The organism is Lactobacillus iners (assembly GCF_011058775.1).
Taxonomy (GTDB): Bacteria; Bacillota; Bacilli; order Lactobacillales; family Lactobacillaceae; genus Lactobacillus; species Lactobacillus iners.
In genome coordinates this window covers 1,284,142-1,310,713 of the sequence record NZ_CP049230.1, presented here as the reverse complement: position 1 = coordinate 1,310,713, position 26,572 = coordinate 1,284,142, and the positions used below count along the sequence as shown (strand labels likewise).

Annotated in this window: 27 protein-coding genes, 1 tRNA gene and 1 riboswitch; of the genes, 18 read left to right on the top strand and 10 right to left on the bottom strand. The window is 31.4% G+C overall.

Going from position 1 to position 26,572, the window contains the following annotated elements; translation table 11 throughout:
• Position 1: 1 nt before the first annotated feature.
• Both nrdF and G6Z82_RS06465 read right to left on the bottom strand, forming a co-directional pair.
• Entirely contained in the window at positions 2-1,015 is a 1,014-nt protein-coding gene (gene nrdF, locus G6Z82_RS06470) for a class 1b ribonucleoside-diphosphate reductase subunit beta (RefSeq protein WP_006730804.1), read from the bottom strand.
• A 252-nt stretch (positions 1,016-1,267) separates the two neighbouring features.
• Positions 1,268-2,104: a DegV family protein gene (locus G6Z82_RS06465; protein WP_164785988.1), complete on the bottom strand. Its 837-nt coding sequence runs from the start codon at positions 2,102-2,104 to the stop codon at positions 1,268-1,270.
• Between the two features lie 123 nt (positions 2,105-2,227).
• Here G6Z82_RS06465 and G6Z82_RS06460 point away from each other — a divergent pair, with 123 nt between their 5' ends.
• From G6Z82_RS06460 to G6Z82_RS06430, 7 genes are all read left to right on the top strand, one after another.
• Positions 2,228-2,749: a DUF1836 domain-containing protein gene (locus G6Z82_RS06460; protein WP_006729304.1), complete on the top strand. Its 522-nt coding sequence runs from the start codon at positions 2,228-2,230 to the stop codon at positions 2,747-2,749.
• A 5-nt stretch (positions 2,750-2,754) separates the two neighbouring features.
• Positions 2,755-3,447 carry a YjjG family noncanonical pyrimidine nucleotidase gene (locus G6Z82_RS06455; protein ID WP_006729305.1) on the top strand — a complete coding sequence of 231 codons (693 nt, stop codon included), beginning with the start codon at positions 2,755-2,757 and terminating at the stop codon, positions 3,445-3,447.
• A 19-nt stretch (positions 3,448-3,466) separates the two neighbouring features.
• The gene (locus G6Z82_RS06450; protein WP_006729306.1) at positions 3,467-4,294 is read left to right on the top strand and encodes an exodeoxyribonuclease III; all 828 of its coding nucleotides are present in this window, start codon (positions 3,467-3,469) and stop codon (positions 4,292-4,294) included.
• A gap of 117 nt (positions 4,295-4,411) precedes the next feature.
• On the top strand, positions 4,412-5,863 hold the full coding sequence (locus G6Z82_RS06445; protein ID WP_006730835.1) for an amino acid permease: 1,452 nt from the start codon (positions 4,412-4,414) through the stop codon (positions 5,861-5,863).
• Positions 5,864-5,954: 91 nt separating this feature from the next.
• On the top strand, positions 5,955-7,307 hold the full coding sequence (gene brnQ, locus G6Z82_RS06440; protein ID WP_006730813.1) for a branched-chain amino acid transport system II carrier protein: 1,353 nt from the start codon (positions 5,955-5,957) through the stop codon (positions 7,305-7,307).
• 49 nt (positions 7,308-7,356) lie between these two features.
• Positions 7,357-8,268, top strand: coding sequence for a proline-specific peptidase family protein (locus tag G6Z82_RS06435; RefSeq protein ID WP_164785986.1), 912 nt, complete (start codon positions 7,357-7,359; stop codon positions 8,266-8,268).
• A gap of 272 nt (positions 8,269-8,540) precedes the next feature.
• On the top strand, positions 8,541-8,801 hold the full coding sequence (locus G6Z82_RS06430) for a hypothetical protein (protein WP_042747329.1): 261 nt from the start codon (positions 8,541-8,543) through the stop codon (positions 8,799-8,801).
• A gap of 210 nt (positions 8,802-9,011) precedes the next feature.
• Here the strand turns inward: G6Z82_RS06430 and G6Z82_RS06425 are convergent, their stop codons facing one another.
• Complete coding sequence (locus tag G6Z82_RS06425; RefSeq protein WP_006733318.1) at positions 9,012-9,299, bottom strand: bacteriocin immunity family protein; 288 nt, start codon at positions 9,297-9,299, stop codon at positions 9,012-9,014.
• A gap of 233 nt (positions 9,300-9,532) precedes the next feature.
• On the opposite strand from G6Z82_RS06425, the gene guaD reads away from it, so the two are divergent.
• Both guaD and G6Z82_RS06415 read left to right on the top strand, forming a co-directional pair.
• Positions 9,533-10,882, top strand: coding sequence for a guanine deaminase (guaD, locus tag G6Z82_RS06420; protein WP_006731384.1), 1,350 nt, complete (start codon positions 9,533-9,535; stop codon positions 10,880-10,882).
• Between the two features lie 23 nt (positions 10,883-10,905).
• The gene (locus G6Z82_RS06415; protein WP_006731392.1) at positions 10,906-12,243 is read left to right on the top strand and encodes a uracil-xanthine permease family protein; all 1,338 of its coding nucleotides are present in this window, start codon (positions 10,906-10,908) and stop codon (positions 12,241-12,243) included.
• A 49-nt stretch (positions 12,244-12,292) separates the two neighbouring features.
• Here the strand turns inward: G6Z82_RS06415 and G6Z82_RS06410 are convergent.
• Positions 12,293-12,365 (bottom strand) — tRNA-Lys (locus G6Z82_RS06410).
• A 206-nt stretch (positions 12,366-12,571) separates the two neighbouring features.
• Here G6Z82_RS06410 and yycF point away from each other — a divergent pair.
• From yycF to rlmH, 7 genes are all read left to right on the top strand, one after another.
• A complete protein-coding gene (gene yycF / locus G6Z82_RS06405) occupies positions 12,572-13,276 on the top strand; it encodes a response regulator YycF (RefSeq protein ID WP_006730839.1) in 705 nt (234 codons plus the stop codon).
• 41 nt (positions 13,277-13,317) lie between these two features.
• Entirely contained in the window at positions 13,318-15,156 is a 1,839-nt protein-coding gene (gene walK / locus G6Z82_RS06400) for a cell wall metabolism sensor histidine kinase WalK (RefSeq protein ID WP_006729316.1), read from the top strand.
• Positions 15,146-16,480 (top strand): two-component system activity regulator YycH, encoded by a 1,335-nt coding sequence (gene yycH, locus G6Z82_RS06395; RefSeq protein ID WP_006734759.1) that lies wholly within the window; start codon positions 15,146-15,148, stop codon positions 16,478-16,480. Before walK ends, yycH begins: the two co-directional genes overlap by 11 nt.
• Positions 16,470-17,306, top strand: coding sequence for a two-component system regulatory protein YycI (gene yycI, locus G6Z82_RS06390; RefSeq protein WP_006729318.1), 837 nt, complete (start codon positions 16,470-16,472; stop codon positions 17,304-17,306). Before yycH ends, yycI begins: the two co-directional genes overlap by 11 nt.
• Positions 17,307-17,330: 24 nt before the next feature.
• Positions 17,331-18,128 (top strand): MBL fold metallo-hydrolase, encoded by a 798-nt coding sequence (locus G6Z82_RS06385; protein WP_006731374.1) that lies wholly within the window; start codon positions 17,331-17,333, stop codon positions 18,126-18,128.
• Positions 18,129-18,163: 35 nt separating this feature from the next.
• The gene (locus tag G6Z82_RS06380; protein WP_164785984.1) at positions 18,164-19,336 is read left to right on the top strand and encodes a S1C family serine protease; all 1,173 of its coding nucleotides are present in this window, start codon (positions 18,164-18,166) and stop codon (positions 19,334-19,336) included.
• A 553-nt stretch (positions 19,337-19,889) separates the two neighbouring features.
• On the top strand, positions 19,890-20,369 hold the full coding sequence (gene rlmH / locus G6Z82_RS06375; RefSeq protein WP_006732414.1) for a 23S rRNA (pseudouridine(1915)-N(3))-methyltransferase RlmH: 480 nt from the start codon (positions 19,890-19,892) through the stop codon (positions 20,367-20,369).
• Between the two features lie 2 nt (positions 20,370-20,371).
• Here the strand turns inward: rlmH and G6Z82_RS06370 are convergent, their stop codons facing one another.
• The 6 genes from G6Z82_RS06370 to G6Z82_RS06345 form a co-directional block, all read right to left on the bottom strand.
• On the bottom strand, positions 20,372-21,028 hold the full coding sequence (locus tag G6Z82_RS06370) for an energy-coupling factor transporter transmembrane component T (RefSeq protein WP_164785983.1): 657 nt from the start codon (positions 21,026-21,028) through the stop codon (positions 20,372-20,374).
• Positions 21,029-21,041: 13 nt separating this feature from the next.
• A complete protein-coding gene (locus tag G6Z82_RS06365; protein WP_164785981.1) occupies positions 21,042-22,415 on the bottom strand; it encodes an ATP-binding cassette domain-containing protein in 1,374 nt (457 codons plus the stop codon).
• Positions 22,390-22,938: an ECF transporter S component gene (locus G6Z82_RS06360; protein ID WP_006729324.1), complete on the bottom strand. Its 549-nt coding sequence runs from the start codon at positions 22,936-22,938 to the stop codon at positions 22,390-22,392. The genes G6Z82_RS06365 and G6Z82_RS06360 overlap by 26 nt, the downstream gene beginning before the upstream one ends.
• Before the next feature lie 58 nt (positions 22,939-22,996).
• A riboswitch (TPP riboswitch) is annotated at positions 22,997-23,088 on the bottom strand.
• A gap of 54 nt (positions 23,089-23,142) precedes the next feature.
• Entirely contained in the window at positions 23,143-24,036 is an 894-nt protein-coding gene (htpX, locus tag G6Z82_RS06355; RefSeq protein ID WP_006732409.1) for a zinc metalloprotease HtpX, read from the bottom strand.
• Between the two features lie 2 nt (positions 24,037-24,038).
• Positions 24,039-24,590: a LemA family protein gene (locus G6Z82_RS06350; RefSeq protein ID WP_006732405.1), complete on the bottom strand. Its 552-nt coding sequence runs from the start codon at positions 24,588-24,590 to the stop codon at positions 24,039-24,041.
• 15 nt (positions 24,591-24,605) lie between these two features.
• Positions 24,606-25,712, bottom strand: a complete 1,107-nt coding sequence (locus tag G6Z82_RS06345; protein WP_006734765.1) for an SLC13 family permease — start codon at positions 25,710-25,712, stop codon at positions 24,606-24,608.
• A 207-nt stretch (positions 25,713-25,919) separates the two neighbouring features.
• Between G6Z82_RS06345 and G6Z82_RS06340 the strand changes: the two genes are divergently transcribed.
• Positions 25,920-26,291: an iron-sulfur cluster biosynthesis family protein gene (locus G6Z82_RS06340; RefSeq protein WP_006734699.1), complete on the top strand. Its 372-nt coding sequence runs from the start codon at positions 25,920-25,922 to the stop codon at positions 26,289-26,291.
• Positions 26,292-26,347: 56 nt separating this feature from the next.
• The gene (locus tag G6Z82_RS06685) at positions 26,348-26,482 is read left to right on the top strand and encodes a hypothetical protein (RefSeq protein WP_006729329.1); all 135 of its coding nucleotides are present in this window, start codon (positions 26,348-26,350) and stop codon (positions 26,480-26,482) included.
• Positions 26,483-26,572: the final 90 nt, after the last annotated feature.

The window sequence follows — 26,572 nt, the reverse complement described above, 5'->3', positions numbered from 1 at the left end:
TTTAAAACTCCCAATCATCGTCTGTTGTTTCTTCAGTTACTCCCATTACATATGATGAGCCATTACCAGAAAAGAAGTCGTGATTTTCATCCGCTCTGGCAGATAGTTGAGCTAAAACTTCGGGTGCGATATGTGTCTCAGCTTCGGTAAATGGAGAATCATAACCTAGATTTTGTAAAAATTTTCCTGCATTATATATGCTGAATCTGATAGCATCTTCAGCAATATCGAAACCTTTATATAGCTCTCGTAAATATGCTTTTTCAAGGTCAATTAATTTATAAAGTAAAGCAAAAACAAAATCTTTCATTTCTGCTTGTCTTTGAGGAGCTAATTTTGCAAGTTTCTGCTGATACTTATAACCACTGTAATAATTATGGATAACTTTATCTCTTAAGATTAAGCGAATAATATCGGCTGTATTTGGTAATTTGTTTCGTGATGATAAATAGAAAGGTAAATAAAAGCCACCATACAATAAAAATCCAGGCATCATAGCAGCAGCGACTTTAGATTTTAAAGGATCATTACCTGTGTAATACGGTATTAACGCTTTAGCTCGTGCTTGCAATGCTTCATTATTGATTACCCAGTTGTGGGCCTCATCTATTTGATCACTATTACATAGTGTAGAAAAAATAGTACCATATGAACGTGCATGAACAGCTACCATAAAAGCAAAGTTGGCATAAATAGCTTGCTCATGATCTGTTTGAGCATTTTTTATTTGGGCTACATCACCGATAGATGCTTGTATAGTGTCTAGCAAAGTTAATCCTGTAAAGGTACGTGTAATTAATTGCTGCCAATCTTTTGATAAACTATTCCATGAAGGTAAATCATTTGATACGGGAATTTTTTCTGGGAGCCAAAAGTTTTGTGTAACTCTGTTCCAGACTTCTAAATCTTTATCATCGTCAATCTTGTTCCAATTGATTGAACGCATATTAAGACCGTTATCATGATAAGCAAAATGAACTGGTGCTTGTGAATGATCGTAATAACTTTCTGACATAAACATTTCTCCTTACATAAAAAATCAACTTACAATCTAGCAGTTAATTTCAATCTAAAAAACAATCTAACACAATATCTTGTGCTTTTCAAATAATAAATATCATTATATAGTATCAAAAGGCTAAGGTATAGGGATAAAAAAGAAAAAATAAATTTAATAATATCTTATGTTACATGTGAAACAAAAAGAGCAACTATCTAAATAGTCGCTCTTTAAGATGATAGATATGGTAGTTAAATTTTAGGTGTATTATTTTTCAAATGATACCAAGATACCGCCATTTTCAGCATAAAAAGTACATAGAGCAGTACATAAACTAAATGATATGTCAGCATTTGGAAAAGTACTTGTAATCGTACTAGCAACCAATTGTGCTTCAGATAAATTGTTAACATGGTCAATTTCTACTTTGCCACCATTATATCCTTGATCTATCATCGCTTGTAATAGCTTAGGATAACATTTTTTCATACCACGAGCTTTGGATATTAATGCAAATGTTCCAGCGTCAGTAACTGTACCAATAATATTTAAATTAACTAGCTTGGAAAGTTTAGCAATAGTTGGATTGATTCTACCGTTATTTGCCAAGTTCTTCATATCTTTTAATATAAATACCATTTGTAATGTTTGCTGGTATTGTTTAACATCCTCAATAACTTCATCAAAAGTCAGGTTTTTATTTAAATCTTGTGCAATTCTTTCAGCAATCATTCTCATTTGCGGACCTGCTGATAGAGAATCGAAAATCTCAATTTTTACGTGAGGGTATTTTTCTTTGTATAAATTTGCCGCTTGAATAGCAGAATCATAAGTAGCAGATAAGCCACTAGTGATAGTGACTACATAAATCTCGTCTGCACCTGCAAATGCTTGTAACCAACTAGCAATGCTAGGACATGCGGTGCTGGTTTTTTGCTTGGTGTTAATAATAGCTTGAATAAAATTGTTAATATTGATATTGTTATCATCTAACCAAATATTATTATCTATTATAATAGACAGGGGGACATTAATATGTTTTTGTCCTAAAATAGTACTAGATAAGATATTGGCACCAGAATCGGTAATAATTTTTTTAATCATAGGTTGAGCCTCTATATTTTTTACATTATCTTGATACAAGTTTTTGATAAACTTATATCAAGATATAGAGTAACACAAAATAGAACAAAAGTATAAATATTTATATAGGAAGTGTATTTAATATTGAAAACAACGGAATCAGAATTAGTCAAAGACATTATCAACTTTAGGTTACCCAGGTATGATGAATTGCCAGTAATGGGTTTATATTTGGAACAAGTAGCTAATTACTTGAATGAATATTTGCATGCAATTAGTGAAACTCCCATCACTAGTTCAATGATTAGTAATTATGTTAAACATAAAATTATATCTAAGCCGATAAAAAAACTATATGATAGAGATCAAATAGCCTCGTTAATTTTTATAGCTCTTGCCAAAAACATTTTACAATTAAATGATTTAAAAAAAGGTCTTGTTATTCAGCAGGGCAGTTATAGTACAAAAGTGGCATATGATTATTTTTGTGTAGAATTAGAGAATAATTTACAATACGTATTTGGCTTAAAAGATGAAAATAAGATGGAGGATAATGCTCCTAGTCCTGAAAAAATTATGTTACATAATATGATTTTGACAATTAGTTATAAAATTTATTTGACGAAGTATTTTGAATTATATGATATAACCAAAAATAAGGGGTAACTGATTTGATATATAAACAAATAATTTTTGATATAGATGATACAATTATTGATTTTGACAATACTGAATATGTTGCCTTGAATAGTTTGTTTAAATTTCACGGTTGGAATATAACGCCTGAGATTCGAAAGAACTATCATGCATATAATCAAGGACTATGGCGCTTACATGAACAAGGAAAACTAACATATGAAGAGCTATCTGAAATTTGCTTTCGAGATTTTATCAAGCGAGAATACGATATAGATGTAAATGGTAAGCAAATCATGGCTGAATATAGGCATTATTTTGGCAATACACATAAATTAATACCTGGAGCTAAAGAAGCTTTACAATATTTTAAAAATCAAGGTTATTATTTAGCTGCTTTAAGTAATGGTGAAACATTTATGCAGAAAAAGCGTTTAAAATTGGCAAATGTTGCTCAATATTTTGATTTAATTATAACTTCTCAAGAAGCTCAAGCATCTAAGCCTAATCCTGCTATCTTTGATTATTTTTTTAGTCGCAGTAAAGTAAGTGTTAATCAATCTTTGCTTTTTGGTGATGGATTATCATCTGATATCTTAGGTGCTACTAATTATGGATTAGATTGTGTATGGTTTAATCATTGTCATAGAAAAAATCTTTTGCGACTAACTCCATTGCTAGAAGTTGATACCTATTCGGATTTTATAAAATATTGTAAAAATCATTAAGACACATAAGGAGCAAAAAATGTTATTTATTTCTTGGAATATCGATTCTTTAAATGCAGCTTTAACTGGTGATTCAGATAGAGCTCATGAAACTAGATCCGTGCTAAATAAAATTAAGGAGGCAAATCCTGATGTAGTTGCAATTCAGGAAACAAAATTACGAGCTAATGGTCCTACTAAAAAACATTGTGATATTTTAGCTGATATTTTTGAGGACTATCAATATGTTTGGCGTTCGTCACAAGAACCGGCACGTAAAAGTTATGCAGGTACTATGTTTTTATATAAAAAAAATTACCATCCACAAGTAACCTATCCGTTAATTGGGGCACCAGATACAATGGATCAAGAAGGTAGGATTATCACGCTAGAATTCGACACATTTTATTTAACACAAGTTTATACTCCTAATTCGGGTAATGAATTAAAACGATTGGCTGATAGAGAAATATGGGATACTAAGTATCAAGAATATTTAGCCAAATTAGATCAAAATAAGCCTGTGATTGCAAGTGGTGACTATAATGTAGCACATCAAGAAATTGACCTAAAACATCCTGAAACTAATCATCATAATGCGGGATTTACTGATGAAGAGCGTAAAGGGTTCAGTAAGTTACTTAGTTTGGGTTTTATTGATACATTTAGATACATAAATGGTGATATTACGGATGTCTATTCTTGGTGGTCACAAAGAATTCGCACAAGTAAAACTAATAATGCAGGTTGGAGAATAGACTATTATCTAGTTTCACAAAGATTAGCTGATAAAATTGAACAATCTAAAATGATAGATACAGGTGATCGAAAAGATCATTGCCCAATCCTACTAAAAATAGATTTATAAATAATTTCCCGGTAAATAATTTGCTTACAATTTTATATAAAAATATATTAAGCAAAAGATGTGTAAAATCTCACAATTAAGGTATAATTATTACTAATATACATAGGGGGAATTTTTATGGATAATACTGCGGTTGAAGATAATGAACTATCACAAAATATCAAATATAATAGATTAACTGGTTTAAAATTGTTTGCGATGACTAGTTCAATGGTTATATCAGTAAGTGAACTGGTACCTTTTGGAAAGACTGGTCCTACCGCAATATTTTATTTACTTTTAGCTGGTCTTATCTGGTTTATACCTATTACTAAAATGGCTGGCGAAATGGCATCGATAGATGGCTGGAATAAAGGTGGTATTTTCACTTGGGTCAAAGAAACCTTAGGGGAGAAAACAGGCTGGACAGCTTTATTTTACCAGTGGATACACATAACAATTGGTATGAATGTGATGATGTATATTATTATCGGCTCGGTATCTATTATTTTAAATAAGCCATATTTAAATACCACTCCTTGTATTAGATTTTTGCTAATGATGATCATTTTATGGTCTATTACTTTAGTCGAAATGGTTGGTATGAAAAAAATAGGACGAATTGCAGAATGGTGTTTCGGTTTAGGAATTGCTATGCCTGTTATTTTGTTAATATTATGCTTTTTCGTCTATTTGTTAGAAGGAAAAAACGTTTATTTTCATATTAATTTTGATAATGTCTTTCCTCACAAATTTGATGGTAATAGTTTAGTAGTTTTTGTTCCATTTATATTAGCATTTTGTGGAGGAGAAGCTTCAGCTCCACATGTCAAATATTTGGAAAAACCTAAACAATACTCTAAAGTAATGCTAGGTTTGGCATGCGTAGCTATTTGTTTTGATTTATTGGGAAGCATGGCTATAGGTATGACTGTTCCTAAAGAATTGCATACTAATAATGTTACGGGATTTGTAGAAACTTTTGGTCATATGTTGAATAGCATTAATCTCCCGGGTGATTTGTTGATGAAAATCATAGGAGCATTATTAGCGTGTGGTATTATTGGCCAATTGGGTAATTGGCTTGCAGGTCCTAGTCAGGGCATGTTCGAAGCAGCTAAAGAAGGTTATCTACCAGCATTTTTTACTAAGTCTACTAAACGTGACGTTCCAATGAGACTGATAGTGCTACAATCTTTAATTGTTACTCTCGGAGCTATTGCTGTAACCTTTACAAGTGGTACCAATGCTAATTTTGCATTTGATGTTTCGATGGCAGCAACTACTGTTCAATATTTGATGATGTATATCATTTTACTGATATCGTATATAGTTTTAAAATTACGTCATGCAAAATTACCCAGGACATATTATATGACGACTAGTCCTATTAAAGGTATTAGTATTGCGTTAGTAGCTTTATGTATTACATTGATAGCATTTGTTCTTACTTTTATTCCAACAAGAGAAACGCCAGAACATTTACGTAATATGTATGTGTTAATTATGCTTATAATGTGTGCTATAGTGACTATTTTACCTCTAATTGTTTATCATTTTAGATATCTTTATGGTAAAAAAAGATTATAAAGAAAGCGTTTAATCAAAAGAAGTTAATTCTCATTAGCTTCTTTTTTTGTTACAATAGTAAGATATTATATTTTAAATAGGAGGAACAAAATTGATACAAAAATTAAATTTGAGACAATATTTAGTTATTGCTTCGATGATTTTTGCACTATTTTTCGGAGCGGGAAATTTGATTTTTCCACTACATTTAGGGCAATTAGCTGGTCGTAATTGGCTTATTGCTACTATAGGATTTTTAATTACAGGGGTATTATTACCATTATTTTCAGTGCTGGCAATTGCTATTACTAAAACAGATGATGTATATGGCATTGCTAAACCTGTGAGTAATTTATTTGCTACTTGTTTTATGATATTAATCCACTTAACATTGGGTATAATGTGTGCTTCACCGAGAACAGCTAGTGTTTCTTATAGTGTAGGTATTGCACCATTATTACCATCTAAGTGGCACAATATTGGGTTAGTTATTTTTACTGCCATATATTTTATTCTAACTTTTATAATTGCGTATAACGCAGGTAATATATTAGAAAATTTAGGTAAAATATTGAATCCTATATTTTTAGTTCTCTTGTTTTTAGTTATTATTATTGCTTTGTTTAAACCTTTAGGGAATCCCGCTGATTTTTCAGCTACAGCTAGCTATGCTCATAGTGCAGGTGTTAATGGATTTTTGGAAGGATATAATACAATCGATGCTTTAGCAGGTATCGCCTTTGGGGTATCTGTTATTTCGGCTGTTAAATCTATGGGCGTTACTGAAAAGAATGAAGTTGCCAAAATTACAGCCAAATCAGGCTTCATTGCGATGACCATGATAGGTATTATTTATTTCCTACTAATTTTGTTAGGAGCGATGTCATTAGGAAAATTTAAAGTTTCAGCAGAAGGTGGAAAAGCATTTTCACAAATTGTTACTTATTATGGTGGTACATTAGGTCAAATTGTCCTTGCAAGTTTGGTTACATTAACATGTTTAACAACAGCTGTGGGATTAGTTAGCTCATTTGCACAGGATTTCCATAGTCATTTTGGTGGCTTAAAATATCGTAAGTGGCTTGCTATCACATGTTTTGCTTCTTTCATGACTGCAAATCTAGGGTTGGAATTGATTATCAAGTGGACCTTTGCTATTCTTATGTTTTTATATCCAATAGCTATGGTTTTAATTATTTTGGCATTATTTTCACCATTATTTAAGGGTGACCATGTCGTATATAAGGTGTCGGTTGTATTGACTATTATACCTGCCTTTATGGATTTGATAGCTCATCTACCTGCACCTATATCTGAAACATCATTTTGCAAGATGATAATTGATATTCGATTAAAATATTTCCCTTTATCAGATATTGGCTTATCATGGGTATTTCCAACATTATTAGGTATTATAATTGCTACTTTAGTTCATGTATGGCGTAGAAAAAATAATAAGATTTAATCGGTTAAATGAGTTAAAATAGAAACAAAGATTAAAAGGAGATATATCTATGAGAAATGGCACAAGGATAATTACGTTAGATAATGGCTATCATTTATGGACTAATACACAAGGTCAAGGCAAAATACATCTTTTAGCATTACATGGTGGCCCTGGTGGCAACCATGAATATTGGGAAGATGCAGCAGTACAGTTAAAAAAACAAGGCTTAGATGTACAAGTTACTATGTATGATCAATTAGGATCTTTGTATTCTGATCAACCCGATTATTCTGACCCTGAGATTGCTAAAAAGTATCTTACATATGAATATTTTTTAGATGAAGTAGAAGAAGTTCGTCAAAAGTTAGATATTGATAATTTTTACTTAATTGGTCAAAGCTGGGGTGGCTTATTAGTTCAAGAATATGCTGTTAAATATGGTAAGCATTTGAAGGGAGCAATTATCTCTTCGATGGTAGATGAAATTGATGACTACGTAAAAGCTGTAAATCGTAGGCGTCAAGAAGTATTACCTCAGACTGAAATTGATTTTATGCATCAATGTGAAACTAATAATGATTATGATAATGATCGTTATCAAGCTGATGTACAAATTCTTAACATTAACTTTGTAGATAGAAAGCAACCATCCAAGTTGTATCATTTACATGATTTGGGTGGCACGGCAGTTTATAATGTCTTTCAAGGTGATAATGAATTTGTAATTACAGGTAAGTTGAAAGATTGGCATTTTAGAGACCAATTGAAAAATATAAAAGTTCCAACTTTACTTACTTTTGGTGAAAATGAAACTATGCCACTTGATACAGCTAAAATTATGCAAAAAGAGATACCAAATTCTCGCTTGGTAACTACACCTAATGGTGGTCATCATCATATGGTTGACAATCCGGATGTTTATTATAAGCATTTAGCAGACTTTATTCGTGAAGTTGAAAGTGGAGAATTCAATAAATAATGGATATGAACCTCGAAATTTGGACAACAAATTCGGGGTTTTTATTGTGTCCAAATATCTGAATAACACAAAAAAGTAGCTTTTATTTTAATTAACATTTATATCATTTTATGATAAACTTCTTGCTAAGTCGATATACTATTATTTATCTTTTTTTATGGTGGATAATTATTTTTAGTGAGGAAAGAAAATGAATTTAAAAAAGACTTTATGTGTTACATTGGCTACTGTCACATTAGGAACTATTTTGTCTAGTGTATGGGGAGCAGAATGTGGTTGGAACGAGTTACGCTAAAAAAATAATAAAATGGATATTATCATTGTTGTTAATTATAATAGTTGGTATAACAATTATTACGGTATATTCTGCGTACTATAGTTTTGGTACAATGATTTTTGGTGTTCATACTGAAAGTGCCATAAAAGATTTTTGGAGTACGGAATTTTTATTAGGCGTTGTTTATATAATTGTAGTAATAACAATTGCAGTAGTTACAGAAGTTACTAGATTATACAAAAAACATCTAAAGTAATGTATTTGCTATAACATATGCCACACATTTTTTACTCAAAGAACGATACGCGTAGTGTGGTCAATTATGAAAAGTTATTTTTTCTGTTATTTTATATGAACCTCGAAATTTGGACAACAATTTCGGGGTTTTTATTGTGTCCAAAAAAACCATATCTCGACACATGATCGAAATATGGTTTAAAAAATCTAATTAATAGTATTTTTTGAATTAGAATCTCATGAACATCATTCCTGCCCAACTAGTTCCTTTATAGGCGTTATTTATGATATCAGTATAAAATTTATCAACAGAAGGAGATAGTTTAGATTGCAAAGCTAGAGGGCGAACTTGAGATAAAAAGTTATTGAGTACTCTTTGGGTGTATTCGCCCTTTTCTAAGCGATTTTTGACTCTAGTTAAAGTTTCTTGCTCTTCTGACTTTAAATTAGGATCTTTTAAAATTTCACATATGTCTGTAACAATTTTTTCTTCCACTTTATTCTTTTTACCAAACATTTTGATCTCTTTTCTATTTATGAAAACCTAAGCAACAACCACTACTGTATAAAGTATGCTTACAATCGTCTGATAATATGATGCAATCATAAGAATATTATAGGTCTGATTTTTTAAAAAACAATATATAAGAAAAATAGTAATTTTATTTAGAGCTCTAAATAAAAAACGAACAAATATTATTTACTTATGATAAATGTTTGTATATTATATAGATAACAACTGATAGAGAGGTGATTTATATAATATATAAAAAAGTGATAGAAGGCACAATTTGCACGCCTGAAACAGTAGATAAAATTGGATGTTATGGTAATGCTTTAGTATGTGTTAATCAGCAAGGATTAATCGCATCAGTACTATTTCCGAACAATAGCCAATATGGTGAGATTAAACAAACAGCTATTTCACAAGGTAATTATCATCAACTAGCTGCTGATGAATATCTTTTACCAGGGTATGTTGATTTACATGTGCATGCACCGCAATGGCCACAAGCTGGACTAGCTTTAGATCTTCCTTTAGCAGATTGGCTAGATCATTATACTTTTCCTTTGGAAAGCAAATGCTCAGATTTAAACTACTCTAAAACGATATATGATTCTTTAGTTAAAGAATTATTATCTCAAGGAACTACTACTGCTTTAATGTTTGGTACTATCTATAATGATTCCAACATCATTTTAGCTAAGGCTTGTTTAGAATATGGATTAAGAGGTTTTATCGGACAAGTTGCTATGGATAATGCAGATCAAACACCTGCTTATTATAGAAATCAGTCTGCAAAAGATGCTATTGATGCGACTGAATTGTTTATTAAGCAATTGCAAAAATTAAGCAATGATGCAGATAGAGTAGTTCCTGTCATTACTCCTAGATTTGTTCCAAGTTGTAGTGATGCATGTTTACAAGGGTTAGGTCAATTAGCTAATAAATATAATGTGCCAGTGCAAACACATGTTAGTGAAAGTAGTTGGGAGCATGGATATGTGCTAGATCGCTTTAAAGCTACTGATACTAGTGTTCTTGATCAGTTTGGTCTTTTAACCGATCGAACAATTTTAATGCATGCAACTCATTTAACTGATGATGATATGGATTTGCTTGCCAAGCGTGAGGCTGCTTTAGCACATTGCCCTATCTCTAATGCTTATTTTGGCAATGGAGTTATGCGTGTTAAAGAAATTTTAGCTAAGCAAATCAAGCTGGGCTTAGGGACAGATATTTCAGGTGGTTATTCATCTAGCATATATCATAATATTCGCCAAGCGGTAATATCTTCACGGATGTTAGAAGACGGTGTAGATACTACCAAGCAAGCAACTACTAGAGGTGTTGCAAATTCTAGAATTAATATTGCTACGGCCTTTTATATGGCTACAGTAGGAGGTGCTGAGGCATTACATTTAAATACTGGACGAATTAAAGAAGGATATAAAGCTGATTTCCAAGTGGTGAAAAGTCACCCTTCAGTTATAACATTATCCGATGAGCAAATGATTGAACGAATATTATATCAAACACAACAATCTGATATTAAACAAGTCTATATAGATGGAAATTTAGTTTATTGTAAAGATTAATTTGTTATAGAGAGTGTAAAAAGATGGCAAAAAGAACTAGTTTATTAATTGGTCCAGATGAAAAAGTAAGTAAATTTGAGGCTACAATTTTGGGATTACAACACGTTTTAGCGATGGATGTTTATGTCCCTCCAATTATTTTGGCAGGAATATTAGCTATGAGTTCTGCAGATGCGATGGGGTTATTGCAAGCAACATTCTTAGCTGCTGGAGTAGGTACTTTATTGCAAACGGTTATATTTATGAAGATACCTGTTTCTCAAGGCCCTTCGTTTGTTCCATTGACTGCTGCAGCTGGTATAGTTTTAGCTAATGGAGGACTACATGGCAAGGGTATAGCTACCTTATTAGGATCCTCTCTTATAGGTAGTATTTTTCTAATTTTATTAGGATTAACGGGAGTATTTCACAAAATTATTAATAAATTTGTTCCACCAGTTGTTGGCGGTACTATTATTACTTGTGTGGGGTTATCTTTAATACCAGCAGCGTTAAAAGATAATATATTTGCTGCTCCAGGTAATATTTTTCAGAATATTGAACTAGCTTCTATAACTGCAGTTGTTTTAATTTTCTGTATTGCCATGAGTTTGCGTATCCCTAAGTTGGAAAAAATATTTAAAACTAGTTCTATAGTAGTAGCTTTATTGGTAGGAACCTCAGTAGCTGCAACTATGGGTCGTTTTAATTGGAGTCAAGTAGCCAGTGCACCATTATTTAGTTTTCCACAAAGAACCATATTACATTGGGGACTAGATTTTTCGCTGACACCAATTATTACATTTATAATTATTTATATAATATTGACTGCAGAAACAACAGGAACGTGGTTTGCCATGAGTGCAGTTACTGGCTGTGATATTTCTAAAAAACAGTGGAATAACGGTATTATAGGTGAAGGAGCAAGTTGTATGTGTTCAACTTTGTTAGGTGCAACACCGGTAACAGGTTATTCTACTAACGCTGGTATTGTTTCTATCACTGGTGTAGCAAGTAAACATGTTTTCATATCTGCGGGTATATGGTTTATAATTTTAGGATTTTTTAGCAAACTTTCAGCATTTTTAGCTACTGTGCCTGCTCCTGTCATTGGTGGTGTATTTGCAATTATTACAGTTACTATTATGTTAAATGGATTAAAGGTTATCAGAAATGTTGAAACTGAAGAATCTGATCTCTATGTAATAGGTATACCTATTGTTTTGACTATGGCATTGCTTTTAGTTCCAAAGAAAGTAGTAGCAGTGACGCCACAACTTTTGCAATATTTATTGGGTTCACCAATAGCTGTAGCTGCGATAGTAGCAGTGATTTTAAAATTGATAATGCCTAAATACCGAGGACGTTTAGCTAAAAAATAAAGTTCATAGTAACGAAAAAAGGATCTTGTAAAAAGATCCTTTTTTATTATGGGTGGTCAGGGGATCGAACCCTGGACCCACGGATTAAGAGTCCGTTGCTCTGCCAGCTGAGCTAACCACCCATGTCATCAACAAATAATATTATGCCATGTATCTTTATAAAAAGCAATGTTTTTTTATAAAAAATATTCAAAAAATTAGGAAACAATTTTTTTACAGTATTTGTCAAGTAATATTTTGCTATGCATAATAGATATCTATAGCTCCATCTTTTCAAAAATAACGTAAAAACAGTATAATGGTAGATGAATATGAGGGAGGAATTGTTATGCCCAAAAAGATTTTAATTGTTGATGATGAAAAAACTATTTCGGATATTATTAAATTTAATTTAACTAAGGAAGGTTACGAAGTAGATACTGCTTATGATGGTGAAGAGGCAGTCAAAAAAGTAGATGAATTTAATCCTGATTTGATGATTCTAGATTTAATGTTACCTAAAAAAGATGGTCTTGAGGTGGCAAGAGAAGTGCGACAAAGTCATGATTTATCTATTATTATGGTAACTGCTAAAGCTGCTGAAATTGATAAAGTTTTAGGATTAGAAATGGGTGCTGATGATTATGTTACAAAGCCTTTTTCTAATCGTGAATTGGTTGCCCGAGTAAAGGCTAACTTACGTAGACGTGAAATCACACAAAAGTCAAAACCTGATGAAAATGCTAATATTACCATAGGCAATTTGGTTATTATGCCTGAAGCATACATTGTGGAAAAAGCAGGGACAAATATAGAATTAACACATCGTGAATTTGAATTGCTTCGTTACTTAGCACAACATATGGGACAAGTGATGACTAGAGAACATTTGTTACAAACGGTTTGGGGATATGATTATTTTGGTGATGTTCGTACTGTAGATGTTACAGTTAGACGTTTACGTGAAAAGATAGAAGATAATCCGTCTACTCCGTCCATTTTGGTGACCCGTCGCGGTGTTGGTTATTATGTTAAAAGTCCAACTGATGAGTAATGATGGTCACATACAGTGACCTTATTTTGTAGTATTTTATTATGAAAAAAATAAGAAAACCTTTTACATCAATTAATGCTAAAATTGCTATAATTTTTATGCTATTGCTTTTAGCAACTATCGAAATTGTTGGAGCTTATTTTACTAGACAATTGGAGCAAAATTCGATTGAATCATTTGAAACTTCAATTCAAATACCAAACTTGATATCTAATCAAATAGCAACACAATTGAATAAAAACAATGCCAAGAAGGCAAATAAACAATTAAATAGAATAGTATCTAATTATAGTAATGATGCTATTAATGATATTACAGTTGTAGATAGTAAGTCTGTCATCAGATCTGTTTCTAATGTTAATGATCAAGGTACCATTGGCCAAAGAGCTACTAATTCTGATATAAAAAAGGTATTAACTTCTGGAAGACAGATTTCCAAGATTATAAATGATAATGGTAAATATATGATCCAAATCTCTCCACTAAATGTAGGTAATGGGCCGAATACAATAGTGGGAGTTATTGTTGTCAAAGCAGGCATGCAAAGCGTATTTAATAATATACATCGTGTATCATTTCTATTTCTGACGGCTTCATTAGTTGCAGCTACATTAGGAGCAGGAGTAGCTTTAGTTATTGCCCGGGCAATAACTAAGCCAATTGAAGAAATGAAAGATCAAGCATTGCGAATTTCTAACGGTGATTATTCTGGGCATGTTAAAGTATATGCTAATGATGAGATGGGTGAATTAGCACGTGCTTTTAATATTTTGTCAGTTAGAATTGAGCGAAGTCAGGAAGTTTCTGACAGCGAACGTAGGAGATTGGATAATGTTTTAATGCATATGACTGACGGTGTTATTGCTACCGATCGTCATGGTAATATCACTATCATTAATGAAACTGCACTAAATTTTTTGGACAAAACTGAAAATGAAGTTAAGGGTGAGCCTATTACACAATTATTAGGATTAAAGGAAGTTACAATCCAAGACTTAATGAGTACACAGCAAGAATTAATAGTAACAGCTAATGTTAATACGCATGACGAATTGATTTTACATGCTGATTTTTCGCTGATTCAGAGGGTAACAGGATTTGTATCAGGGCTAATTTGTGTATTACATGACATAACAGAGCAACAGAAAAACGAAAATGAACAGCGTCAATTTGTTTCAAATGTATCACACGAGTTACGAACACCATTGACATCTTTACGAGCATATGTCGAAGCATTAAATGATGGTGCATGGAAAAATGAAAATATTGCACCACAATTTTTGGGTGTTATCCAAAATGAAACAGAACGTATGATTCGTATGATTAATGATCTGTTGAACCTTTCTCGTATGGATCGTGGTGTAGTTAAAATGGATTTAGAATGGGTTAATCTAAATGATTTCTTATCTCATATTTTAAATCGTTTTGATATGATGCTAAAAAATGATGGAGTAAAAAAATATAAAATTCGACGTATTTTTCCTCATCAAGCGTTATGGGTTGAAATTGATACTGATAAAATGATGCAGGTGATTGATAATATTATGAATAATGCTATTAAATATTCACCTGATGGTGGCTTAATTACGATTAGATTATTGCAGACACATAAACATGTCATTTTGAGTGTATCAGACCAAGGATTAGGTATTCCACGAAAAGATTTGAGCCGAATATTTGACCGCTTTTATCGAGTAGACAAAGCGAGATCTAGAAAACAAGGTGGTACTGGTTTGGGCCTAGCTATTTCAAAAGAAATCGTTGAAGCACATCATGGTAAAATATGGGCTGATAGTTCTGAAGGCAATGGTTCAACATTTTATATATCTATACCATATGAAAAAATGAGTGAAGAGGGAGATATGTGGGATGAAGTTTAGCGATAAATGTCAAAGAATAGTTTTAAGAATATCTCTATCTGTGATGGTTTTATTATCGATTATTTTGTCTGGTTATATATGGGGCTCAGATACTCGTTTTTCTAGAATGGAACAAGACTCTAATCAGCCAGCAATCAAAAAGAATGTTGGTCAAAAGTCTTTACGCGAGATATATACTCCTACACAAGTTTTTTATTATCGTGATAAGCAACTGTATCAGGCGTACGATGCTAAAAGAAATTTAACTTTAGAGTTTTCTAAATTTACAAAAAAGCTGGAAGGACATAAGATAAACAAAATCAAATCTAATAGTACATTTTATCGTCAACTATTACATGATGAAAAATATTTTCAATTGACTTTTCCTGATCAGATAACTATATCTTTGTTTTTACCTCGTGCTAATAAATATTTAGATGGCGAATTTAATCGTATTTTTGTTTCAACTAAAGATAAAAAATATTTATATTTAGGTGATGATCGCAATAACACATTGTATCGAGTATATGCTAATGTATCATTCAAGAACTTGTATAAGCATATTCAGAAGGCAGCTTCGCAAATACCGATTTCGCTAGAGAAATTAAAAGATGGTTTTTGTGTAAGTTATAATAAAGATCAACAAATGGCAATATATAGTTATTTGACTTATAAAGAGACAGATGCATATTTTGTTTATAAATTGCTTGACTCTGGAAACCCAACCCAACGCAATGCTGATGACTATATTGCTTACTATAATGGTATTTATCAGCGGCTAGTTGCTTATAAAAAGACACATAATTATGAATTTGTTGATTATCAGCAAAATAAAATTCCTAATACAACTACTAAAATGTTGACTGATAGTTTATTTTACGTTAGAAAAATCTGCTTGAACGAACCAGATTTACGTTTTTTTGATGCATCGAATAATACGATTTCTTATCAGAAATTTGTAGAAGAATATCCTGTTTTTTTACCTGAAGATAATAATGTGAGAGCAAAAGTAACTTTTACTAGAAGTTGTATGCAAATTAATTTCAATAGTTTGGATTTAAGAATTCCAATCCCTACCAATGGTGCGAAAAAAGAGTTACAAGCTACAGATAAGATTATTGATAAACTATTGCAAGCTGGGTATAAAAAGTCATATTTAGAAAAAATCATTATAGGTTACAAAGTATGTCATGATACTAATAAAACATCTAATCTAATTGATTTAATTCCTACATATTACATAAAAATTAATGGGCGATGGCATTCATTGGATGCTTGGCTGAATAATAATTATGAAGTACATATTCCTGCAAGTCAGCAAGGAGGTATATCTAATGGATTTTAAACGTATTGAATGCATTTTTTTGCTGGTATTTGTAGCTATTAATATTTTTTTATTTGTGGAAATTTTTCAAGCACCCAAACTTTTAAACGGGGTTCATACTGTTAATGTGCAAAATAATGATTTGAAAAATGAAATTATAGCTGATAATATTACTTTACCTAAGATTAGCGATGAACAAGGAGAAGGGTATTATTTAGCTACCAAAGAAGGGCATAGCTGGATTAGTAAGGCCAAGGAACAATTAAGCAATAATTGTACTATTGTTAGCTCAAAAGATACAGATGCTATTATTGTTAATTTAAATAAACCAGTGGATTTAGGTAATAATAAGAATAAGACGTTATCTAATATCAAAAGTTTTGTATTGAATACACGTAATGTATATCAAGGTGGAAAATATAAATACATTGATAGTACAGCAGATAAAAGTACATATATTTTTGCACAAAAATCAAAATATGGATTGGTTACAGAAAACCACAGTCAATTGAGTATTGTTGTTAAAAATAATCATATTGTTTCTTATATGCAATATTATGTTGCACCACTCAATACGTTAAGGGAAAAACAAGCTACTATTAGCTCACAAGCAGCAATTGATGCTTTATACACTTATAGTGAGTTACCTAATAATTCGCATGTATTATGGATTAGTTTTGTTTATAGTAAATTGATTACTACTAGGGGGAGTATAATTTTTATACCCACATGGTTAGTAGCTATCCAAAACAGCAATAATAAATTTACTATTTTTAAACGTGTTAATGCATTTAGTGGTAATGTTATGACCATTGATAACGAAGAAGATAAAGGATACATAAAATAATATTTGAAAGGAAAGTTTTTAAAATTGCGTATATCAATATTATCTAGTGGCTCTGCGGGTAATACTACTTTAATTGAATCTGAGCATCATAAAGTTTTGTTAGATGCAGGTCTTTCTGGAAAAAAAATTGCTAACTTATTAGCCCAAAGAGGGGTAGACATTAAGGATATCGATATGGTGTTTTTAAGTCACGATCATACAGATCATTCGGGTGGCTTAGGTGTTTTAATGAGAAGGTATTCGCAATTAAATGCATATGCTAATGAAGGCACCTGGAAATATTTGCAAGAAAGTAATAAAATTGGCAAAATACCCAAAGAGCAAATCAATATATTTGCACCTGAAACCACTAAAATATTTGATGATTTAGAAGTGCATAGTTTTGCGACAAGTCATGATGCTGCTGAACCGCAATATTACGTTTTTTGCAGTGGTGGTAAACGTTTTGCTTGTTTAACCGATACAGGATATGTTTCTAGTTCAGTTAAAATGCAAATTGAAGCTGCAGATGCTTATTTGATGGAGTTTAATTATGATGATATGATGCTAAGAAATGGTCCATATTCTTGGAGTTTAAAGCAGCGAATATTATCTGATGTTGGGCACCTATCTAATGAGCAGGCAGTGGAAGCTCTCGGTGATGTGGTTTCACGTGAAACCAAATATATTTTTCTAGCTCATATTAGTCAACATAATAATGATCAATTATTAGTTAAAAAAAGTGCACTGCAATTATTTGAACAAAGAGATGCAGACGTTGACAGTGATGTGCAATTTATGACAACTGCACCCATGAAACCAAGCAAATTCATAGAATTATAAGTTGATAATTAGTACAATGAAGCAAGGGGGATGTTATGAAAGATAAAAATAATATAAATCAAATACTTAAAACAATTTTGATAAGTTTTGTCTCAGGTATGCTGGGAGGCTTGTTAGTAATTTATGTGGTAGGATATCGCCCTAATAATACATCTATTAATAAATATGAATCACCAAAATTAGTTTATGATCAATCAAAACATGCCGGATTGATGACAGGTGCATTTAATATGGTTAAAGATAGTGTTGTTTCGGTAATTAATTTGCAAAAAACAAGAAAAAATAATCTGTTTACTGACATATTTGGTAGTAAGAATGATAAAGATACTTTACAAACTTATAGTGAAGGATCTGGTGTTATTTATTACAAAAATTTAAATTATGCTTATATAGCTACTAATAATCATGTTGTGGCAGATAGTGATCAATTGCAAGTCATTTTAAGTGACGGCAGAAAAATTGCAGCACAAAAAGTAGGAACAGACCCTGAAACAGATTTAGCTGTTTTAAAAGTAAATAGCAAGTATATCAATCAGGTGGCTAAATTTGCTAGTTCTAAAAATTTAGTGCCAGGACAGCCAGTAATTGCAGTAGGTTCTCCATTAGGTAGTCAGTACGCTACTAGTGTTACTCAGGGCATTATATCTGCTAAGAGTAGAGTTGTTAATGTAGTTAATGAACAAGGTCAAGTTACTAACGAAGCTACAGTTATTCAAACCGATGCAGCCATTAATCCTGGTAATTCAGGTGGCCCTTTGGTTAACGAACAGGGTCAAGTTATAGGTATTAATTCCATGAAATTATCACGCTCTGGAGATGGCACAGCTATTGAAGGAATGGGATTTGCTATTCCGAGTGATGAAGTTGTTAATATTTTGAATCAATTAGTTAAAAATGGAAAAATAGTTCGTCCAAAATTGGGAATTAGAGTATTAGATGTAACCGATTTAACTAGAAAAGATAAAAAACGAATACAATTACCTAATAATATTCAAGAAGGTGTAGCAGTTTTTTCAGTTGATTCAGGTAGTTCAGCTGCAAAAGCGGGAATAAAAGCTAAGGATGTAATTGTTCAAATTGATAATGATAAGATAGATAGTGTGGCTTCTTTACATAGCAAATTGTATAAACATAAGATAGGTGATAAAATCACGATAAAAGTTATAAGAGCTGGTAAATATGTAACATTAAAGGCTATCTTGCAATAATTCAAAAAGGTATCACAGATATTTTTCAATCGTATGTGATACCTTTTTTTATTATTTAAAATTTGTCGATACGTTTATTTGCGGTCATTCTCATTTATAAAGTTTGTTTTTTTATTAAATTCGTGTCAAAAATTGTACACATGAAAAGTAAACCTGTGCAAAAGTCTGTGGATTGTGGATAACTATGCGACAAAAATGTATATATGCTGTGGAAAGATTGTGAAATATGGGTACAATTTTAGTAAAACAAAAAAGTATAACGTTAACAAATCCAATGATAGTAAGGCTTTTTCATAAAGTGAATAAACATTCGTAAAAATCAGATGTTGTGTATTATTTTAGCAAAGATTTTATAAATTTAATTACACGGGCACAACAAATTGTGGTTTACGACACAAAAATTCTAGATATAGATTTCACTAATCCACAAGTGTGGATAAGTTCTGTGGATTAGTTGTAAATTATGTTGGTAATTTGCAACAATATTTTTAAAATGTTTATTTGATATGTTAATATATTGTTTGATTATAAAATAATGGATATAGGTAAAATAATGAATATCAAAATTGTATGTGTAGGAAAATTAAAAGAAAAGTATTTTAAAGATGGAATTGCAGAATATTTAAAACGAATGGATCGGTATGCTAAAGTTGAGATTGTCCAAGTACCTGATGAAAAAGCACCAGAAAAATTAAGTGATGCGGAAATGGAAAAGGTTAAGGAAATCGAAGGTAATCGTATTTTGAGTAAAATTAAAGATAAAGAATACGTTTTTGTAACAGCAATAAAAGGCTGTGAGTATACAAGTGAAAATTTTGCTCAAAAAATTTCTGATGTAACGACATATGGACATTCTGATATAACTTTTGTGATTGGAGGTAGTTTGGGTACTTCCAATGCTGTTAATAAAAGAGCTGATGAGTTGATTTCTTTTGGTAAATTTACAATGCCCCATCAGTTAATGAGGTTGGTATTAATTGAGCAGATATATCGTGCATTTATGATTAATATTGGTAGCCCATATCATAAATAGTATCAAATATGAAATATGAATAAGATTGGTTGAAATAATAACAAGATGGAAAAGAATAGCAACCAGTCTTTTTTTGTAACTAAAATCGGAATAATAACACTTCTACTTTTTTCTTCGCAATAACCATGTGATGCCATGCCTTGAGATAAGCTATCCGCCCAAGTCATAGCTGATATAATTGCTTTGAAATATAATTTAGGCGACCAAAAAGATAAAAATAGTCCCCGCATTTGACCAGCGATTCTAATCCGCTTAACTTCCTCATAAATTTTAGGAAGTAAATTGAAAGCTGCTAAAGAACCATAAGCAAATTTAGAGGGTAAATGTGCATTCTGTTCTAAAGATTTAGCTAATGTATAGTTATCAGTTGAAGTTGCGAAATAGGCACCAGATAAAGCGAATGCATAAATACGTGAGATTAAAGTTAAAGCATAAGTTAAATTATGTCCAGGGGCATAAAAATAAATTGTAAAAAACACACTGATACAGGCATATAAGGGAACGATAGTGAAGTAACATAGTTTTTTATAATTTATATGATTTATTATTAATAATATTAGGCTACCTATAATTAAGCATAAATTAGCAATTAAATTTGGTATGATAGTAATTTCAATCGTTAATAAACAAAGTAGTAATAGTTTCAAACTTGGATTCATAATTGCTTGGTCCTTAATTAGTTATAAATTTAAGATTTTGATTTTGTAGTTGCAGATGGTACTGACATAGTTGATCCATTTGATCTAAATTATGACTGATAATGATAACAGTTTTGTTCTTATCAATAAAATATTCTTTTAATAGGTTAATAAAGATAGTAATACTTTCGCAATCTAGCCCTGTAAAAGGCTCATCCAGCAATAATACTTGAGGATTAGCCATAATCATTAAAAGAAGTTGTAATCGCTTTTTTTGACCACCTGATAAGGAATAAACAGTTTGCTGGAGATGATCATTTAGTTTTAATATTGATAAGTAATGTTGCAAACTTTGTTCATCAAATAGACTATTGGCACATTTGAACTGAGATAATTCCAATTCTTCTTGGACTGTAATCATCAAAAATTGATCATCCGCATTTTGAAAAGCTTGATTGACTTTGGATAAATATTTTCTGAATGACCATTTTCTAATTTCTTTGTGTTCAAAAAGCAAATTACCTTCGTAATCAATTAATTTAGTCATTGCTTTAAAGAGTGAGGTTTTACCAGAGCCATTTTCACCAGTTAATAAAATGCCTTTACCTTTTGGTATATCTATCGTTACTTGATTAATCAAAAATTTGGCTGGATTTTTTAACGTAAACTTTTTCAATGAAAAATCAGCATTAGACGAGCTCGTCACCATTTCAAAATGCTTATTTAATGTTGGTTTAACTTGGGCAAATAAGGCTCTTTTTTGTTCGTTATCGTAATTAACGAATTTTTCATTGATAAAGCCAAAGATATCATCACAAATATTTTGATATCCTGCTAGATTATGATCAGTAATGAGGATTGTTTTACCAGCCTGTTTTAAAAGTGCTAATTGCTTGATTAGTAAATGTCTAGTAGTCATGTCACAACATGCAAAAGGTTCATCAAGTAAGATTAGCGGTGGATCCATTGCCATTATAATAGCTAAAGCGACCCTTTGCTTTTCTCCACCAGATAAATTGATAAAAGGTCTATCTAATAGTTCTTCAATGTTGGTTAATTTTACAGCATTATTTATTTGCGTATATGCTTTTTCTTTGGAGCAGTGGATATTTTCTAAGGTAAAAATAAATTCTTGTCTGGGTGTAGCCATCGTAAATTGCTTGTCTGGTTCTTGAAAAATCATACCCCAATTTTTGAATGGATTTATTATATTACCTTTTAAAATTTGTCCACCATATTGAGGATAAAGTCCAGCAATTAGCCTTAAGAGTGTTGATTTGCCGCAACCATTAGGTCCTATAATAAGTGAAAAACCACCCCGTGGGATGGTTAAATTGATATTTTTTAAAATAGTATTGACATCATAATTGAATGATAAATTATTAATGATTATATTTTGTGAGTACATGTGCTTTATCCAAAAGTTTAACGATACTATTGACTATAATGGTACAAAAGACGATCATAGATATCCAGCGAACTCCTAGACATAATAAGTTAGTATTAAGTGGTAATTTATTATATCCATTTTTCATAAAGTCCCAACCAAACGTAATAAACGTATTAATTGTTGCAGATACAATTAAAGTGAAAATATTGTATTTACGATAAATAAATGCGGCAAAGCCTAATTCACTACCAATTCCTTGTACTATACCCGATATGAGGGTTGAAATGCCCCATTGACCACCAAATAATCCTTCAGCAGCAGCACTCAACAATTCTCCTAAAAAACTGGTACCAGGTAATTTCACTACAAAACCTGCCAACGGTCCAGCCATACACCATAGGCCCATACAAATATCATTGGCTAACGGTCCTAAAAAAACTAAGGCATTATAAAGTTGGTTGCTTAAAATATAAATACCACCAAACATTACAGCAATTAGTGCAATGAAGATAATGTCTCTGATGTGTAACTTACTTGTCATGTAATAAACTCCTTTCAGGAGCGAAAAAAAACGCCCCAATGAGGCGACTAATATAAGTCCAAAAATAAATCATTTTCCCTTCGCTAATATTAGTTAGATCAGGTTCAATGGGTATATTCTCAACCACTAAAGGTACCCCAAAATAATATATTTTACAACTTATAATATATACTGATTAAAGTTAAAATTCAAATTTATGTGCAATTACATTTTTTCCAAACGTTCAATGCGTTTTTTTGTTGTTGGATGAGTGTCAAACAAATGTGTTAAACCATGCTTATGGAAAGGATTTTCAAAATAAAGACTTGCACTTGACTTATCAGCTACAGTCATAGGTGCACTAGTAGAAATTTTAGTTAAAGCGGATATCAATCCTTTTGGATTACGCGTTAATTCTACTGATCCTGCATCTGCTAAATATTCACGGTTTCTTGACAAAGCAAATTGCACTAGGGTTGCACTGAATACTAGCAATGAAGAAAATATTCTCATAAATAAATAGATTAACCAACCCCAATTAGCATTACGATCGTCATCTTTATCGCTAAATATATTGCCAAAATATAAAAACACATTGCATGTTAAATTACCAATAAAAGAAATGACAGCTACTAATACGATAGCAACAGTTGATACTAAAATATCGTAATTTTTAATATGGGATATTTCGTGACCAATTACACCTTCTAATTCTTCTCTAGTTAGCATTTTGCGTAAACCCATAGTTACAGCTATGCAGCTATTTTGCGGATTTTTTCCAGTAGCAAAAGCATTAGGACTATCATCTTCAATTATAAAAACCCGAGGCATGGGCACTTGAGCAACCATTGCCATATCTTCTACAACATGCCATAATTCTGGATCATCTTGTTCTTTAATTTCGATAGCATGATTCATTCGCATTATCATACTAGCTGGATTAGCCAAGCCGATGAATAAATATACAACACTGGCAAATATTGACCACATGATCCCTTCTATTGGTGAATTATAAAAAATTTTACCAGATACAGCTCCGATTATAGCTAAAATGATGACAAAGATTGCTAATAATATTACAGTTTTGCGTTTATTTTTAGTTATCTGTTGGTATAGCATGATTAAAATTTCACCTTAGGTACGTTCCTTTCTTCACTAGGAGTTGCGAGAAATTCTTGCTTAGTGAAGCCGTGTATACTTGCTACTATATTTGATGGAAATACTAAAATTTTCTTATTGAAAAATGATACAGTGGAATTATAGAGCTGACGTGAGTAAGCTAATTTATTTTCAGTATTTACTAATTCTTCTTGCAATTGTGCAAAATTTTCATTTGCTTTCAAATTTGGATAACTTTCTGATAAAGCGAAAATTGATTTTAAAGAATCAGTCAATTGGTTAGATACTTGCATTTGTTCTTGATGATTGCCAGTAGGTATCTGCACTAATTGATTACGTAATTGAATTACTTTCTCTAAAGTTTCACTTTCGTGTTTGGCATAACCCTTAACGGTTTCTACTAGATTAGGAATTAAATCGTTACGTCTTTTTAGTTGTACATCAATTTGACTCCAGGATTCTTCGATATTTACTTTAGCTCTTTGCAACCCATTATAAATTGCAATGTATAGAACTACTAATATAATTAAAATAATAACGATTGCTAAAATCATAAAAATTTTCTCCTTTTAAATTACAAAATATAAAACTAGCCAGCCTAAGATCATTAATACAATCAAACCTGTAAATTGCAATAAACTGAACATACAAAAGAATTTTTTGCGTGAGATTGTACCATGCTCTAAAAAGCTTTTAAAAACTAACATATTTGCCATAGAACCTACTAGGGTACCAAATCCACCAATATTGGATCCTAAAAAAAGTGCTTCGGCGTAATTGGTAAATTTACCAATCAAAATAGTAGAGGGAACATTGGAAATACATTGACTTGAAAGAATAGATGTTAAATAAACTAAATGCTCATTTGACATAGCTTTCGAAATCTCATTCACAATGAAGGGAATCTGTTGTATATCACTGATGAAAACAAAAAAACAAGTAAATGTCAATAATAAAGCATAGTCAATGTGTAATAAAATTGTTTTATTAATAAATATAGTTAATAGGATTGCTAAAATTGCTGGTACATAGACAGGAACTACATTAAAAATCCCAAAGAAAAAGAAGATAGAAACTACGATTGTTAAAATCATCGGTCGCATACTGATACGAATATCTTCCTTTGGTAAGGAAGGTATCGGTGTATTTTTGACGAACATCAACATAATGATTAGCAGAATGAGACTAACTGATAATAGTGGAAGAGACCATTTAAAAAATTGGATGGGTGTCACCGTATAACGATTGACAATATAAATATTATGAGGATTACCCCAAGGCGTAAATGCTGCACCGATATTAGCTCCCATACCGATTAACGTTACTGGCAAAATTTCAGGTAATTTGTATCGTCTGGCAATGGTTAAATATAAGGGTATTAATGTTAAAACTGTTATATCATTAGTTAAAAACATTGCCGAAATTACAGAAAGAAAAGTAAAAATTACTGTTAATCTACGTGTATTAGATGCACTAGCAGTTAATTTATATGCTAAAACGTCTAAAACGTGCAGATACGAAAAAATTTGAATAATTGTCAGCATCGCCAAGATAGAAAATAAAGTATGCGTATTGATGTCGCCTAATCTTGGTCTGGCAAAACAAAGACTCAAAATTGTAATTATAACCGTTATTTGTAAAATACGGTCTTTAAATATATTCCTTATGACGGTCATTAGGGGATCCCCTCTTAAAAATTACACATGTCTATTTTGTACTTTTTATACTGGAATATCATTTGATAAAAAAGAAGCACACACATATACTTCTATTGTATCAGTATTATTAATATTTAGGTAGGTGATGAGCAGATATTAACTATTAAATTAACAGGTTTGATAAAATTAAATTGAATATAAACAGTATAAGGATGGCTACTATATATGTTAATTAAAAAAATAATCAGTTTAAATATAAAGACGACTGCAGCTGATCTTTTGCAGAATAAAATATTTGACAATGCAGTGATTATCTTAGCGTTGAATGATGGTTCCAACAAATATTCCACTGTAGGTGGAACGTGCACGATAGGGGCCAATTTTCAGTTGGTAATTTTGTCTAAATATGATTCACAATATGATATTAAAATTGATAATAATATGAATATACCTATGTATACATCACAAGATGAATTACAATATTTCACTAAAGGGTTGACCTTAGGTGCCAAAGCTGGTGTATTGTTCCTATCATCTGATGAGGGTATTATTGATAGTGCGGTAAGTATTAATAATAAAACTTGTCATACTAACTAGTTTAATGTTATGATAATAGAAGATTTTCGAAAATTTTTATTGAGAGGAAGAAAGACATGTCACGTAATATACATACAGGAATCAATCCTCATCGTAGACCTAGAAACAAAGATAATTCTAAGGAACGTGTAGCTCATGCAGCTAAGGTTGTTGCATTCTTGAACAAAGCTAAAGCAGATGAAAATAAATAATTAATAGTTATTTATATTAAGGAAATGTTTGTAGGAACATTTCCTTTTTGTTTGCATAATTTGAAAAGTTCTGCTATTATATTAAAAATT